The organism is Oceanobacillus kapialis (assembly GCF_044790185.1).
In the GTDB taxonomy this organism is placed as follows: Bacteria; Bacillota; Bacilli; order Bacillales; family Amphibacillaceae; genus Oceanobacillus_B; species Oceanobacillus_B kapialis.
In genome coordinates this window covers 2031937-2046880 of the sequence record NZ_CP085256.1, presented here as the reverse complement: position 1 = coordinate 2046880, position 14944 = coordinate 2031937, and the positions used below count along the sequence as shown (strand labels likewise).

Below are 14944 nucleotides of genomic sequence, written 5' to 3'. Positions count from 1 at the left end.
TTTTCGTTGTTAAAAATAGGATCACATGTGTCAATGAGTGGGAAGAAAATGTTATTAGGCTCTGGCGAGGAAGCAGTATCTTATGGTGCAAATACATTTATGATTTACACAGGAGCACCACAAAATACAAGAAGAAAACCAATTGAAGAACTAAATATTATGGAAGGCCGACAATATATGGAGCAACAGGGCATACAGGATATTGTTGTTCATGCTCCCTATATCATTAATATTGGAAATACAACGAAGCCGGAAACATTTGAGCTTGGGGTCAATTTCTTACGTAATGAAATTGATCGAACGGCTGCAATCGGTGCAAGGCAAATTGTACTTCATCCAGGCGCCCATGTAGGAGCAGGAGCAGACGTTGGGATTAAACGTATAGTAGAAGGCTTAAATGAAGTACTTGAAAAAGATAAAGATGTGCAAATTGCGCTTGAAACAATGGCAGGAAAAGGATCGGAAATTGGAAGAACATTTGATGAAATTGCCAAAATAATTGACGGTGTGACCCATAATGAAAAGCTTTCTGTCTGTATGGATACGTGTCATATTCATGATGCGGGTTATGATGTGGTAAATGATTTTGATAATGTTCTAAACGAATTTGATAAAATCATTGGCGTAGATCGAATTAAAGTCATCCATGTTAATGACAGTAAAAACGAAAGAGGAGCTCAGAAAGACAGACATGAAAATATTGGGTTTGGACATATTGGATTTGAGGCTTTACATAAAGTCATACACCATCCACAATTACAGGAATTACCTAAAATTTTAGAGACACCTTATGTTGGAGAAGATAAAAAGAATAAGAAAGCCCCATACAAACTTGAGATTGACATGATAAAAGCTGGAAAGTTTAATGAGCAGTTAAAAGAAGAACTCATGGGGAAATAATATAATAAATGGGCAGGGACGCTTTTTAGCCCCTGCCTTTAACTTAACCATAATTTTTTATTCAAATAAATGATCAAGTCCGTAAGTGGTAATGAGCTCTCGAAAAAGCTTCTGGGCTTTTTTCGCAGTCTCGGTATTTGTTCTTTTCGCTAACGCTTGCAGCATAGATTGACGTCCATTTTCCGTAAATGGGTCCACAGAATGCGTCTGTAAATAGTTTGCAATGGAAACAGCCTCGTCATGTGTAATGCTGAAACCATATTGCTTTCCATAAGTTAACAATTCGGAGGGCGTCAACTGTTTAAGCTTAGCTGTTATCATTTGTTTAATAAAAAAAGACATAACGTTTCTCCCTTGTTCTCATTTTTTTATTACCATATGCTGCTTCCGCATGCAGTGTTAATAGGAAAACTCCCGACGATCCAAAAAATACCATAATTAAATCAGTTAGATATCCATAGACTAAGACGGCACCTCAAGTAAATAAAGGAGGTTTCTTAGGAAATGGATGAATTTAAATCTTACCAAGATAAAGACCAGATGGAACAGCCACCAAATCATGGAGAAAATATTAAAAACCAAGATTATGTAGGTGTGGAGCCAGATAGCACGAGAGACGAAGAATATGCTGCTGAATTGACTGCAGATGAATATAATGCTTCTTTAAGGGAGGATGCAAATGTAACCTCCGATATGGAATCTGATGTGAATTACACATATGGATGGATCGGGATTGCACTTTCGGTTATTTCATTCTTTATGTGGCCCGTTATTATGGGGGCAGCAGGGATTATATTCGGTTTTGTGTCAAGGAGCAAGGGCGCAGATACGCTTGGTAATATAGCAATTGCGGCCGGAACTATTTCGATCGCTATCACGTTGTTTATACTGCCATTCGTCTAGATAAATGGTTGGGGCTGATTATTCAGCCCTTTTTTCGTGAAAAAGCGATCTATTCATAAACTGGAAAATAATAATAGTGATCAACGTGCAGTTTAAAGGGATCTGCAGAAGGGTTTATTACTTTAAAATCAGTAAGGAGGTCTTCTACATTCCACCCCTTTAAAGATGGGTTAATACCTTCTATAATAGAGATAACTGTATCTCCTTGCTGCACTTTAATCTGCTGTACCGTATAATGCACAGTCTCCATATTCGCAGGGTGTTTTGGTCCAGTTTGGATACTTCCTTTCGTTATATCTGTATAGATAGATAAGATAAGAAATATACATAAAATAAAGAGCAAAAATTTTCTTGAAAATGAAATATTTATTACCCCCTTTTTGAAACTTTTTAGCTGGATAATACGTACGATTACATAGAGGGAGGAGGAGTTCTCTTGGAAATATTAAATTTTGATTGGATAGCAATTATTATCACAGGGTTTGGAACATTATTTCTAATAGGTGAAGTATTAGTAAATATGCGTGGATTATTCGCGTTATTAGGAATTGGATTTATTACTGTATATTTCGGTGCATACGTCGAGACAGGTTCTGTTATTCTTATGCTTATTATTTACTTTATTGGTTTATTACTTATCATTATTGATGGTAAGCTGCTGAATGATGGCACCCTTGCAACCATTGGACTTGCTGCCATGTTAACAGCCGTTGCCCTTCCAGCTCCAAATTTAACATCAGGCTTATACGCGGTGCTTGGTGTGTTACTTGGAAGCGGCGCATCTTTTTTATTCTTGAAAGTATTTAAGCGAAGAGATATGTGGAACAAGCTCACCTTAAAGGATCAGCTTTCAACAGAGGCAGGTTATAATTCCATAAATGAAACATACTCAACCCTGATTGGTCAAGAAGGCGTTACATTAAATGATCTTAGGCCAGTAGGGACAATTCGTATTAACAATAAAGATTATAGTGCTGTTTCTAACGGACAATGGATCGCAAAAGGAACCCTGATACGTGTGTCGATGGTAGATGGGACGAAAATATTGGTGGAAAAGAAAGAAGGATAGTTCGGTAAGCGTGTTTCTAGAACAAACCACATTCTAAATCGTTTTGAAAGCAATCTAAAAATCTTTTACATGCCAATCGGCTTTGTAAAAGATTTTTTTACGTGTCTTACTCTGTATGAGAACAGGGGGAGTAGGGAATTAAATAATAGGGTAGAGTAAAGTAGTTTGTAAATTTAATGTTAAATTTGTAAGTAAATCCTTTACAAACTATTTATATTTATTAATAATAGTTTAGGCATGCGACAATTTTCTACATGATTGAAGGGTGGTAAAAAGGATTGGAAATAGATCTACAAACATTGATATTTGAGTTTATCGGCGGGTTAGGGATCTTTCTACTTGGTATAAAATACATGGGAGAAGGACTACAAAAATCAGCAGGTGATCGACTAAGAAACATACTTGATAAGTTTACGAGCAATCCTTTTATGGGAGTATTAGCCGGAATTATTGTAACAATCCTGATCCAGAGTAGTTCAGGTACGACAGTTTTAACGGTAGGTTTAGTTAATGCAGGATTTATGACATTCAGACAAGCAATTGGCGTTATTATGGGAGCGAATATTGGAACGACTGTTACAGCATTCATTATTGGGATTGATATTGGTGAATATGCTCTTCCGATTATAGCGATAGGTTGTTTCTTGCTATTCTTCTTTAAAAACACGCTCGTTAATGCAGTCGGTCAAACTGTATTTGGTTTTGGTGCACTATTTTTTGGCCTGGAATTAATGAGTAGTGGAATGTCACCACTTAGAACTTTAGATTCATTCCAGCAACTTACTGTAAATATGAGTGAAAGCCCAATACTTGGGGTAGTAATTGGAACCGTGTTTACGTTGATTGTTCAAAGCTCAAGTGCAACGATTGGTATTCTCCAAGGTCTATTTGCTGAGGGTGCAATAGAGCTTAAAGCAGCAATACCTGTATTATTCGGGGACAACCTAGGTACGACTATTACAGCGGTCCTCGCATCGATTGGTGCCTCTGTAGCAGCTAAACGTGCTGCATATACACACGTTATCTTTAACCTTGTTGGGGCTACCATATTTATTGTATTTCTCGGGTTCTTCACCCAATTTATAGCTTATTTACAAGGGCAGTTTGACTTGAATGAAGAAATGACAATCGCCTTTGCACACGGTACCTTTAACTTAACGAATACCATTATTCAATTTCCATTTATCGGTGCCTTAGCATGGCTTGTCACGAAGATCATTCCTGGTGAAGATACGGTAGTTGAGTATAAACCAAAGCATCTTGACCCAATTTTTATTCAACAATCTTCTACCCTAGCCTTAGATCAAGCTAAAGCGGAGATTATTCGTATGGGAGAGTATGCGTATCAAGGTCTTGAAGAAACAAATCTTTATTTAAACAACCACTCACCTAAGCATTCGGAAATAGCAATGCAGGTAGAAGGTGCGCTTAATAATCTCGATACGAAGATAACCGATTATTTAGTTAACATTTCAGCTGGTTCTCTAACAGAAATAGAGAGTGGCAAACATACTGGCTTAATGAATGTAGTCCGTGATATTGAACGGATAGGCGATCATTTCGAAAACATTATTGAATTAATTGATTATAAAATCTCAAATAAGGTAAACCTTACAGATAAAGCGAATGAGGATCTTAATGAGATGTTTGACCTTACCATCGATACGGTAAAGCAAGCTATTCGTGCGCTTGATAAATCGGATCGGGAAGAAGCACTAGCTGTTGTGCAAAAGGAAGACGAAATAGATAAGATGGAACGTAGCTTTAGGAAAAAACATATCATTCGCATGAACGAAGGACTTTGTAGCGGGTCTGCAGGGATTGTTTTTGTAGATATTATAAGCAATCTAGAACGGATTGGAGATCATGCGGTAAATATTGCAGAAGAAGTGTTAGGTGAAGAATAGGAGGAGGGCCATATATGGCTCTCCTTCTTTTTAATTTGTGCTCTTACTCCTTCAATCAAGCCGTATACTTCCTAATCATCGGGGGTTTTACTAAAAATATAAATTTCTTATTGAAATAAGGATATGAAAATGATATATTATATATTGTCGTTTCCAAAGGCCGCATACATAGATTGTAAAGAAACATTAATTTTCTTTTAAAAAATCATTGACAGTTTTTGTCGAACGTGGTAAATTATATCTTGTCGCTGAAACAAAGCGTAACAAAATTTGGCAAGCGAACAGGGTTAAATATGCAGACGGTAATAAGCATGGCGGTGTAGCTCAGCTGGCGAGAGCGTACGGTTCATACCCGTGAGGTCGGGGGTTCGATCCCCTCCGCCGCCACCAATTATATAATGTTATGGCGGTCGTGGCGAAGTGGTTAACGCACCGGATTGTGGCTCCGGCACTCGTGGGTTCGATCCCCACCGGTCGCCCCATAAAAGAAAATATAAAGGACCCTTAGCTCAGTTGGTTAGAGCTATCGGCTCATAACCGATCGGTCGCAGGTTCGAGTCCTGCAGGGTCCACCACTAAAAACTCGGAGGTATACCCAAGTCTGGCTGAAGGGATCGGTCTTGAAAACCGACAGGCGGGTCAAACCGCGCGGGGGTTCGAATCCCTCTACCTCCTCCATACATATTCATGCTCGGTAGCTCAGTCGGTAGAGCAAGCCGCAAGCAACATCGAAAAACTGCCAAGTGCAGGCTTGCGAGGAGTGCGGCATCCCAGATACACCATGCAACACGACGAGCACAAGAACGACGAAGCAAGACATCAAAACTTCATAAACTGAAGGAAGCACTACAATAATATACTTGATAATGGCTCGGTAGCTCAGTCGGTAGAGCAAGGGACTGAAAATCCCTGTGTCGGCGGTTCGATTCCGTCCCGAGCCACCATTTAACTTCATGTACAGGCGTTGGCCTGTTTTTTTTTGTGTTTAATAATTTTACTACTTGTGTTTTACTCTCTTCTAATGCAAGAAACGGATAACATGCATATTAGTTGCAACTACAAGTATGCTTTGATACTCTTTCCATAAAGGGTGGATACATTCCTTTTAATAAAAATTATTTATTAGAGGAGGAACATTAAAATGGCAAAATTTGAATTACCAGAACTACCATATGCATACGATGCTCTAGAACCTACTATCGACAAAGAAACAATGAACATTCACCACACAAAGCATCATAACACTTATGTTACGAAGCTTAACGGCGCATTAGAAGGGCATGCAGACCTTCAAAACAAATCTCTAGAAGAACTTCTAAGCAATTTAGAAGCTGTACCAGAAAGTGCACGTACTGCTGTGCGCAACAATGGTGGCGGACATGCCAACCACACGCTTTTCTGGAATGTTCTATCACCAAACGGTGGTGGCGAACCTACTGGGGAGCTTGCAGACAAAATCAACAGCAAATTTGGCAGCTTTGATAAATTCAAAGAGGAATTCGCAAATGCTGCAACAACTCGCTTTGGTTCTGGATGGGCTTGGCTAGTGCTTAACAATGGAGAACTAGAAGTAACAAGCACACCAAACCAAGACACGCCTCTTATGGATGGTAAAACACCTTTATTAGGCCTTGATGTTTGGGAGCATGCTTACTACTTGAAGTATCAAAACAAACGCCCAGATTACATTTCTGCTTTCTGGAATGTAGTAAACTGGGATCAAGTTACTAAAAATTATAACGAAGCAAAATAATTAGCGTGATTTTAGAAAAAGAGCGTATGGTATAAGTCCATGCGCTCTTTTCATTTGGTTTAAAAAGCTAACTGCATATCTCTAATACTTCTGTTCAAACTAAGTAAGGATTCATGAAGGAGTATGATTCATGCGAAAGAGTATGCAGTTTTACCAAGGGAAAATAGATATAAATAAGGATTTACTATTTCTACTTGTTATTGGGGGATTATATTCGTTAGGGATATTTTTGTCTAATACTTTTGTTAACATCTACCTATGGAAACAGTCAGGTGATTATGTCACCATTGCCATTTACAATTTAGCTATTTACTTGTTTCAGCCTGCTGCATTTATACTGGCTGGGAAGCTTGCAAAGAAAGTGGATAGGGTGATTGTCTTACGTTTTGGAGTTATCTTTCTTTCCATTTTCTTTCTATGTGTTTTGCTAATTGGGGAGAAAGCTTCCACCTATAACTTTTTATTAGGGAGTCTTCTCGGGATTGGATATGGTTTTTACTGGCTTGCCTTTAATGTGCTAACCTTTGAAATTACAGAGCCGGAAACACGCGATTTCTTTAATGGCTTTCTTGGAGTTCTACAGTCCTTTGGTGGTATGATCGGTCCTTTACTGGCCGGGATAATCATTGCAAGAATGGAAGCGAATATAGGGTATACTGCCATCTTCTCCATATCTTTTATCTTATTCATTTTAGCAGTTGCCTGCAGTTTTTTCCTTAATAGGAGAAGAGCAGAAGGTAGCTTCTATTTTAAACGTATCTTACAAGAAAGAAATCACAATAAAAATTGGCGACGGATTTTGCATGCACATATCTTTCAGGGATTAAGAGAGGGAATATTTGCTTTTGTCATTTCTATTTGGGTGTTTTTAATCACCCAAAGTGAATTCTCCCTTGGTATGTTTAATCTTGTCTTGTCAGGCTTATCATTTTTGTTTTACTTTATAGCGACGAAGTTTATTAAAAGGGAATTACGAAAGAAAGCGATTTTGCTCGGTGGGTTAATTCTCTATTTTTCAACTTTTATCATCTTGTTCAATATTAGTTATGTACTGTTGATTGTCTATGCGGTTTTCATCGGTATTGCGTACCCAATTATCAATGTGCCATACGTGTCCATGACGTATGATGTGATAGGGAAAGCATGGAAGGCAAAGGAAATGCGAGTAGAGTATATTGTTGTTCGCGAGCTTTTTGTTAATCTTGGAAGAGTTGGAGCGATTGTACTATTTCTGGCAGCTGTCTTTCTATTTCCAGCAAAACAGGTTATTCCTATTCTCTTAATTGTTCTAGGAAGCGGTCACTTGTTTATATATTTATTTATTAAAAATATTTATCTCGGAACGAAACAGAAGAGAGAGCTTTTAATAAAAGAGCAATTAACAGATGAAAAAAACCGATAGACCACTTAGAATATAGAAGGAGACGTGTTATAATATAAAGAGATAATTATTTTAAATATGGGGGAGGATCCATGGGTAAAAAGAAGAGAAGGAAGAAAGGACAGCTTCCTTTCCGGATTAACATATTGTTCTTTGTCGTGTTTCTGATGTTTTCAATGTTGATCATGCAGCTTGGTGTGGTTCAGATACTTAATGGAGAAGCGTTCCAAGAGGAAATTGACAGAACGATTCAAGATACAACGAAAATTCCTGTGCCACGGGGGAAAATTTATGACAGTAATCACAATGTGGTGGTTGATAATAAGCCACTCTACTCGATTACGTATACACCAGCCAAAGGTACGCAGGCTGAAGATAGGCTCAAGGTAGCTGAAAAACTTGCTACATTTATTTCCATGGATAGTGAAGAATATCTTGATGGGATAACCGAAAGAAATAGACAAGAATATGTTTATTTAAAAGACACAGAAGATGCCGAAGCAAGAGTTTCGGATAAAGAATTAGAGGAACTGAGTAATTCAGATTATTATAATACAGTGTTAGAGCGAATTCCTGAAAATCAATTAAATGATTTTTCAAAGCAACAGCTAGAGGTAATCGCGATAAAAAAAGAGCTTGATAAGGCATATTCGTTAACACCGCAAATTGTAAAAAATGAGAATGTGACAGCAGAGGAATACGCTAAAGTTGCGGAACACCTAGACGTTCTGCCGGGAATTAATGCCACAACCGATTGGGATAGAGCATATCCATATGAGAATACGTTTAGAAGCTTGCTTGGCTCCATAACTTCACAGGAGCAAGGGATTCCAGCTGACAGTGAAGACTATTACATGACAAGAGGTTATAGCAGAAATGACCGTGTTGGTAGAAGTGGACTGGAAGAATACTATGAGGAAGTTCTTCGTGGCAGAAAAGAACAAATTCAATATACGACAACCAAATCAGGCCGGGTCATTGATTCTGAAACAGTTGTAGAAGGTAAAAGAGGAAAAGACCTCGTCTTAACTGTCGATATGGAATTTCAGGAAAAGGTTAACCAAATTGTCCGAGAAGAACTGAAGGCTGCTAAAAGTAAACATCCTTATGCAAATAGATTTATGGAGGATGCCATAGCAGTTGTGATGAATCCGAAAACTGGCGAAATATTGGCTGCCAGTGGGCAAGCGTATGATAAAAAAGACAAAGAATATTCGAATGCAGAACACCGTACGTTGTATAATGCAAATTTGCCGGGATCGACGGTGAAAGGTGCAACTGTTCTTGCAGGACTTGAATCCGGAGTTATATCACCTGGGCAAGTATTTAATGACAGTCCTATAAAGATTGCCACAGACGATGAAAAGAGCTCTTATAGAAATTTAGGACCTGTAAATGATAAAACTGCTTTGCAGGACTCTTCAAACGTTTATATGTTCTATATCGCCTTAAAAATGGGTGGGGAGCATAGATATCCTTTCCCGAATGGCAGTAATGCATCATTTGACACAGCTGCATGGCAGCAAATGCGTAATTACTTCCAACAGTTTGGTTTAGGGGTTAAAACCGGAATTGATTATCCTTACGAAAGTGTCGGATATATTGGTGAATCTGATAATAGACCTGGTCTATTAATGGACTATGCGATTGGTCAGTATGACTCCTTTACCGTCATGCAAATGGCTCAATACGTATCAACGATTGCCAATGATGGCTACAGAGTTCGTCCACACTTCTTAAAAGAAATTCGTGAACCAAGCAAATCAGACGAACAATTAGGGTCTGTTTATCGCAGTGTTGATACAGAGGTTCTAAATAAAATTGAGATGGATGAATCCTATATTAACCGAGTGCAGGAAGGCTTTCGACTAGTAGCAACAAATGGAACTGCCAAGAATTATCTAGCTGATAAGGATTATATGCCTGCTGCAAAAACAGGTACGGCCGAGAGTTCAGTCGTAGAAAATGGCGAGTTAGTTTATACAGAAAATCTTTCCCTGGTTGGTTATGCGCCATATGATGACCCAGAAGTAGCGTTTGCGGTAATTGCTCCGAACACAGGAATAGTTACCAAGCAGCATCCAATCCAACACATGATCGGCTCCAGAATACTCGATGCCTATTTTGACATGAAAGATGGTAATGACGAAGAAAGTGATCAAGAAGAGAACGAATAAGAAGAAGCATTCCTTTAAGGGATGCTTCTTCTAGTTTACTAAAATTTAACATAGAATAAATAATAACTTAACATTTTCCTGTTACCCTTGTAATATGCTGAATAGACGGAGGGGAATTACATGACAACTCGTGGACAGTTTCATCATGCATTAGAAGAAATAAACAATGATATTGTTCGCTTAGCGAATGCAACAGAGAATGCGTTAGGAAACGCAATTGAAGCACTTTTTAATAAAGACACAGAGCATGCAAAAGCCATTATTGAAGAAGATCATAATATTGATAAGCTCGAAATGGATATTAATGATAAGACTATTTTACTTATCGCAAAGCAGCAGCCAGTGGCAACAGATTTAAGAAGGTTGATTATTGCCTTACGAATTGTAACCGATTTAGAACGTATGGCAGATAACGCTAAAAATATTGCGACATCTACTACTTATTTAGGGGAAGACAATAACGTTGTATTACCAGAAGGACTCAAAAAGATGCAGGAGATTGCCATAGAAATGCTTCACACCGCCTTAAAGGCCTTTAAAGAGGAAGATATTACACTTGCAAGCAGTCTCTCGGAAATGGATGATAAAGTAGATCGTTTATATAAACTGATTATCAGTGAATTACTTGGGGAAACGGCTACAAATCCAGATAAGATCCAATATGTTATGCAAGTCGCTTTTTGTGCAAGATATTTAGAGCGTTATGCTGACCATATCACCAACATTGGAGAAAGTATATTGTTTCTCGTAAAAGGTGAAAATTATAATTTAAATTAAAAGCAGTATGGCAGATTATCCCTGCCATACTGCTTTTAATTTGTAATTGCCTCTGCTACTTCGTATTGACTCATGCCAGTAGTCAATTCATACTCCCCAATTTGTACGAGAAGATGGTATTCATTATCGATCAAATAATCATTAAACTCTCCGGCATCGTCAATAATATTGTTATTTTCTAAAACAGAACTAATTTCCGATGATGCCATACCTTCTTTAATATTTAACGTATAGGTGGCATTTTCTTCTGTTTCTTGCTCTGCTTCATTCTCTGTATCATTGTTCTTTGAATTAGACTCGTCTGTTTGTTCTTCATTGGCTTCAGAGTTGTTTACCTCATTGTCTTTTGATTTCTGTTCTTTAGAGGCGTTCTCTTCTTCTTTTGCTGTCTCATCATTTTGTTCCTCGGAAGTTGTTTCCGCGGAAGCCGTTTTACTTTCTTCCCCGACAGAAGCAGCAATGTATTCTTCCTTATCTAAAACATAGTATCCTTTTTCCTCTACCATATCGATAAGGTCTTCGGATGCTAAATCTTCTGTGTTGTTTCCACTGGGATTAAAAATAAAAATCCCTACAAGCATGAGCAGACCTGCAGTGAATAACCCTATGGCAAATGATCTTACACTTTGTTTCATTGGTTTCTCCTTTTCTAAAACAAATTGTTACATACTGAGGCTTAGCTATGACTATTTAAGTCTTCTGGATAATTTTCTGTAAGTAATTCTTCTTCCAGAATCTTAATTTTCTTCTTCATCTGATATGTATCTTGCATTGTTGAAATAGAGAATTGTTCAAGTTGGCTTTCCAAATCTTCTATTCGGTCATTCATAAAGAAAGATAAAATGAATAACACGATCGCAACCACAAGGATAGCAATGACTGCAAATAACATTTTTCGACCTCCTTCTTCTTTGTAAATGCTTCATTAGAGTCATTTCGCTTTTATTCTACAATACTAGTTATATCATATAAAGAGGCTCTAGACCATAGTAAATATATGGTTTGCGATTGTATTGCCTCATGTTGGATATTTTGATTGCGTGTAAATACTAGGTCTGAAACCTTTTCGATGACAAAAATTAAGGTAATACATTTTAAATAAAGAAACAGTTAAAAATCTCTTAAAATAATTTTATCATACTAGTTATGTGATTGCTTGACGGATAAAGCCTAATGCATTTAAATTAATTAAGGTGCTGAAACAAGCATTTTTAAGAAAATATCTCGCTGCTTCTTGATAGTTTTTAGAAATTCTGCTATTATAAATAAGTCTGAAATGAATGCAAAGCTGTCTATAAGCAAGTTTCTTATAGTTTGGAGGGAAAAACATGCGCGTAAACATTACATTAGCTTGTACCGAAACAGGTGACCGTAACTATATTACAACAAAGAACAAACGTACAAACCCTGAGCGTATTGAGCTTAAGAAATATAGTCCACGTCTTAAAAAACACACTTTACACCGCGAGACTAAATAACGAACAAACAACGGAACTCCTGTCATAGTGGCAGGGGTTTTATTTCTTTAGTGAGGAGCTGTTTGCAATGGGGAAGGCAGAATTACGGGCAAGCTCGATAGAATTCTTAAAAGAAATAAGTACTGGAGATAGATACATAACAGAACAAAACTTAAAAAATCAATTGATCTCCAGTTCACTTTGGAACAAAGTAACGACAATTGGCATCACAGTATCCCAGACAATGGAATGGGATACCAAACCAATTATAGAAGCAGCTTGGGATGCTGGAAAAACAGTATGTGTGCCCAAATGCTCCCCAAAAGAAAAAACCCTTACCTTTTATAAATTGGATGCCTATGAGCAATTAGAAGTCGTTTACTACAATTTACTTGAACCAAACCCTGAACATACACAACCGGTTGGGAAAAACGAAATACAACTCTTATTAGTTCCTGGGCTTGTCTTTGACAAGCAAGGTTACCGAATTGGATTTGGTGGTGGATATTATGATCGATTTCTTGCTGATTTTCCGCATACAACAGCTTCCCTCGTTCACCCAAATCAGCTTGTAGATCATTTACCAATAGAACCCTTCGATATTCCTGTGCAACATGTCATCATTTCAAAAGTAAATGACTAGCTAATAGCCGAATGTATAAATAACAGGAAATCTCGTAAAACTAAGATCACCACTTAAGGAAAAAGGGTGATAAGATGCGTATTACGACAATTATATTAGGGATTCTAGGGATAATTGGTATTATGTATAAATGGCGGTACCGCATTGTAAATACATTACTGGCCATTAGCTTTCTCCGAAGGCTTGCTGTTAGTTTATCAATGAACATGCCAAGCATTCGAACAAAGATTTTGCCTGGTTTATTTGGAAAACAATAGCTACATCAAAGAAGCTGAGATTTCAGCTTCTTTTTAAATCCAAGTTCCTCGTGTGGCTAGACGAATTAGGCTTGTTCGCCTGCATGAGTATGACATCACATAGATATACATCAGTAAGAAGCCTTTCAAAAGATAAGTTCATAAAAGTTTGGTATGATGAAAGGGTAAGAGGGGGGAGCTTATGTATTTAGATGAACAATATGCCATGTATAAGTTGGCGCATCATCTTGTGACCAATCATCAGTTTGAGGTACTGTATATTAATAATAAAGAAGAAGAGATCTGGCTGGAGCAAAATATTAAACGCGATTCCAATGTAGTCAGGCTTGTCCACAAAGGATTTGATTGGAAAAACCATTTGCGAAATGACGTTGCAGTGGCATTCCAGCGGGGAAAAGCATTGGAAAAAGTAATGAAGGGCAAATTTATTACCATACATAATATTTATTTTTCTTCCCACCCACCAGTTGATGAATGGGAATTTTTAAAAAAGCCAATGCAGCTTAAAGAAAAAAATGCGATGAAAATGCAAGTTTATTATATAGCAAATGAAAATAACACCGACGAAAAAAATCGCTTGTTCCAAACACTCGGAGTAGAAGAGCCTGAAGTAGAGGAAAGTGAAGAAGAAAAAGAAAGTGCTGTCTTAAACTACAAAAAGTGGTTAGAGGATGCAATCCATGCCAGAAAAAAAGAAGTAGAAAATGTATTTTTCTTTGGAAAACCATTTCTAACCTATATCTTATTGGCAATAAACATCGTACTTTTTATTTGGCTGGAAGCACGAGGTGGTAGTGAGGATATCGCAAACCTAATTGCCTCGGGTGCAAAATATAATCCTTACATCATGGATGGAGAATGGTGGAGAATTATAAGTTCTATGTTTTTACACATAGGCGTTTTCCACCTGTTAATGAATATGATGGCAGTCTATTACCTTGGTTCAACGGTGGAGAGAATATATGGTTCAGGAAGGTTTTTGTTTATTTATTTCCTTGCTGGCATTGGAGGAGGGCTCGCGAGCTTTGCTTTCTCTACTAATGTTTCTGCGGGGGCCTCGGGTGCACTCTTTGGCTTATTTGGAGCATTGTTATTTTTTGGACTCATCTATAAGAGAATATTTTTCCAAACAATGGGGACTGGGATCTTAACCATATTAGCGATCAACATCGTTTTTGGGTTCGTCGTTCCGCAAATTGATTACAGTGCTCATTTGGGTGGGCTTGTAGCAGGTTTTATCGCATCGGCAATAGTTCACCTTCCGGGAAAAAGAAAGCTATCAACCCAACTAGGCGCGATCCTTGTGTATATAGCCATTATTGGAGGATTAGCGATATACGGGATGCAACATAATGGGAACAGTCAAGCATATGACCTAATGCAAATTGATGAGTTAATGCAAGAGGAGAACTTTCAAGAAGTAATTGATATTGCAACAGAGGGCCTTAACAAAGAAGGGGAGCTAGAGGCTAACCTTTTGTTTCAAAGATCTTATGCTCACATCCAGATAGGGAATTATGAACAGGCGCAAGAAGACTTGGAAAGAACCATTGAAATGGACGATACCTTTGCAGAAGCTCATTATAATTTAGCTATTCTTTATGGAAATCAAGGAGATTTGACAAAAGCTAGAGAGGCAATTGAACGTGCCAAGGAATTGAATCCTGATGATGAAAAGACTAATAGTCTATATGAACAAATCATGGAATAAAATCCATAG

Annotated in this window: 16 protein-coding genes and 5 tRNA genes; 17 read left to right on the top strand and 4 right to left on the bottom strand. The window is 37.8% G+C overall.

The features are described from left to right. Positions 1-6 precede the first annotated feature (6 nt). A complete protein-coding gene (locus tag LG273_RS10790; protein WP_379564478.1) occupies positions 7-900 on the top strand; it encodes a deoxyribonuclease IV in 894 nt (297 codons plus the stop codon). Between the two features lie 57 nt (positions 901-957). Here LG273_RS10790 and LG273_RS10785 read toward each other — a convergent pair whose 3' ends face one another. Then, positions 958-1242 (bottom strand): DUF2624 domain-containing protein, encoded by a 285-nt coding sequence (locus LG273_RS10785; protein ID WP_404453462.1) that lies wholly within the window; start codon positions 1240-1242, stop codon positions 958-960. Positions 1243-1404: 162 nt separating this feature from the next. On the opposite strand from LG273_RS10785, the gene LG273_RS10780 reads away from it, so the two are divergent. Beyond that, complete coding sequence (locus LG273_RS10780; protein ID WP_404453459.1) at positions 1405-1803, top strand: hypothetical protein; 399 nt, start codon at positions 1405-1407, stop codon at positions 1801-1803. Between the two features lie 49 nt (positions 1804-1852). Here the strand turns inward: LG273_RS10780 and LG273_RS10775 are convergent, their stop codons facing one another. Next, positions 1853-2146, bottom strand: a complete 294-nt coding sequence (locus LG273_RS10775) for a hypothetical protein (protein WP_404453456.1) — start codon at positions 2144-2146, stop codon at positions 1853-1855. 93 nt (positions 2147-2239) lie between these two features. On the opposite strand from LG273_RS10775, the gene LG273_RS10770 reads away from it, so the two are divergent. From LG273_RS10770 to phoU, 11 genes are all read left to right on the top strand, one after another. Then, entirely contained in the window at positions 2240-2872 is a 633-nt protein-coding gene (locus LG273_RS10770; protein WP_404453453.1) for an NfeD family protein, read from the top strand. A 278-nt stretch (positions 2873-3150) separates the two neighbouring features. Further along, the gene (locus LG273_RS10765; RefSeq protein ID WP_404453451.1) at positions 3151-4779 is read left to right on the top strand and encodes a Na/Pi cotransporter family protein; all 1629 of its coding nucleotides are present in this window, start codon (positions 3151-3153) and stop codon (positions 4777-4779) included. Between the two features lie 313 nt (positions 4780-5092). Further along, positions 5093-5169, top strand: a tRNA-Met gene (locus LG273_RS10760). Between the two features lie 16 nt (positions 5170-5185). Next, positions 5186-5261 (top strand) — tRNA-His (locus LG273_RS10755). 16 nt (positions 5262-5277) lie between these two features. Beyond that, positions 5278-5354, top strand: a tRNA-Ile gene (locus LG273_RS10750). 10 nt (positions 5355-5364) lie between these two features. Then, a tRNA-Ser gene (locus LG273_RS10745) sits at positions 5365-5457 on the top strand. Positions 5458-5647: 190 nt separating this feature from the next. Further along, a tRNA-Phe gene (locus tag LG273_RS10740) sits at positions 5648-5723 on the top strand. 197 nt (positions 5724-5920) lie between these two features. Next, the gene (locus tag LG273_RS10735; protein WP_379564468.1) at positions 5921-6532 is read left to right on the top strand and encodes a superoxide dismutase; all 612 of its coding nucleotides are present in this window, start codon (positions 5921-5923) and stop codon (positions 6530-6532) included. A 130-nt stretch (positions 6533-6662) separates the two neighbouring features. After that, positions 6663-7934: an MFS transporter gene (locus tag LG273_RS10730; protein ID WP_404453447.1), complete on the top strand. Its 1272-nt coding sequence runs from the start codon at positions 6663-6665 to the stop codon at positions 7932-7934. Positions 7935-8005: 71 nt separating this feature from the next. Then, entirely contained in the window at positions 8006-10090 is a 2085-nt protein-coding gene (locus LG273_RS10725; RefSeq protein ID WP_404453444.1) for a peptidoglycan D,D-transpeptidase FtsI family protein, read from the top strand. Positions 10091-10210: 120 nt separating this feature from the next. Then, complete coding sequence (gene phoU, locus LG273_RS10720) at positions 10211-10867, top strand: phosphate signaling complex protein PhoU (protein ID WP_379564462.1); 657 nt, start codon at positions 10211-10213, stop codon at positions 10865-10867. A 35-nt stretch (positions 10868-10902) separates the two neighbouring features. Here phoU and LG273_RS10715 read toward each other — a convergent pair whose 3' ends face one another. Both LG273_RS10715 and LG273_RS10710 read right to left on the bottom strand, forming a co-directional pair. After that, entirely contained in the window at positions 10903-11502 is a 600-nt protein-coding gene (locus LG273_RS10715) for a hypothetical protein (RefSeq protein ID WP_379564460.1), read from the bottom strand. Positions 11503-11543: 41 nt separating this feature from the next. Continuing rightward, positions 11544-11759, bottom strand: a complete 216-nt coding sequence (locus LG273_RS10710) for a hypothetical protein (protein WP_379564458.1) — start codon at positions 11757-11759, stop codon at positions 11544-11546. Between the two features lie 436 nt (positions 11760-12195). Here LG273_RS10710 and rpmG point away from each other — a divergent pair, with 436 nt between their 5' ends. From rpmG to LG273_RS10690, 4 genes are all read left to right on the top strand, one after another. Continuing rightward, a complete protein-coding gene (gene rpmG / locus LG273_RS10705) occupies positions 12196-12345 on the top strand; it encodes a 50S ribosomal protein L33 (protein ID WP_026801018.1) in 150 nt (49 codons plus the stop codon). A 67-nt stretch (positions 12346-12412) separates the two neighbouring features. Then, positions 12413-12967, top strand: a complete 555-nt coding sequence (locus LG273_RS10700; RefSeq protein ID WP_379564455.1) for a 5-formyltetrahydrofolate cyclo-ligase — start codon at positions 12413-12415, stop codon at positions 12965-12967. Positions 12968-13041: 74 nt separating this feature from the next. Continuing rightward, the gene (locus LG273_RS10695) at positions 13042-13224 is read left to right on the top strand and encodes a hypothetical protein (RefSeq protein ID WP_379564453.1); all 183 of its coding nucleotides are present in this window, start codon (positions 13042-13044) and stop codon (positions 13222-13224) included. Positions 13225-13405: 181 nt separating this feature from the next. After that, positions 13406-14935, top strand: a complete 1530-nt coding sequence (locus tag LG273_RS10690; RefSeq protein ID WP_379564451.1) for a rhomboid family intramembrane serine protease — start codon at positions 13406-13408, stop codon at positions 14933-14935. The last annotated feature ends 9 nt before the right edge of the window (positions 14936-14944 follow it).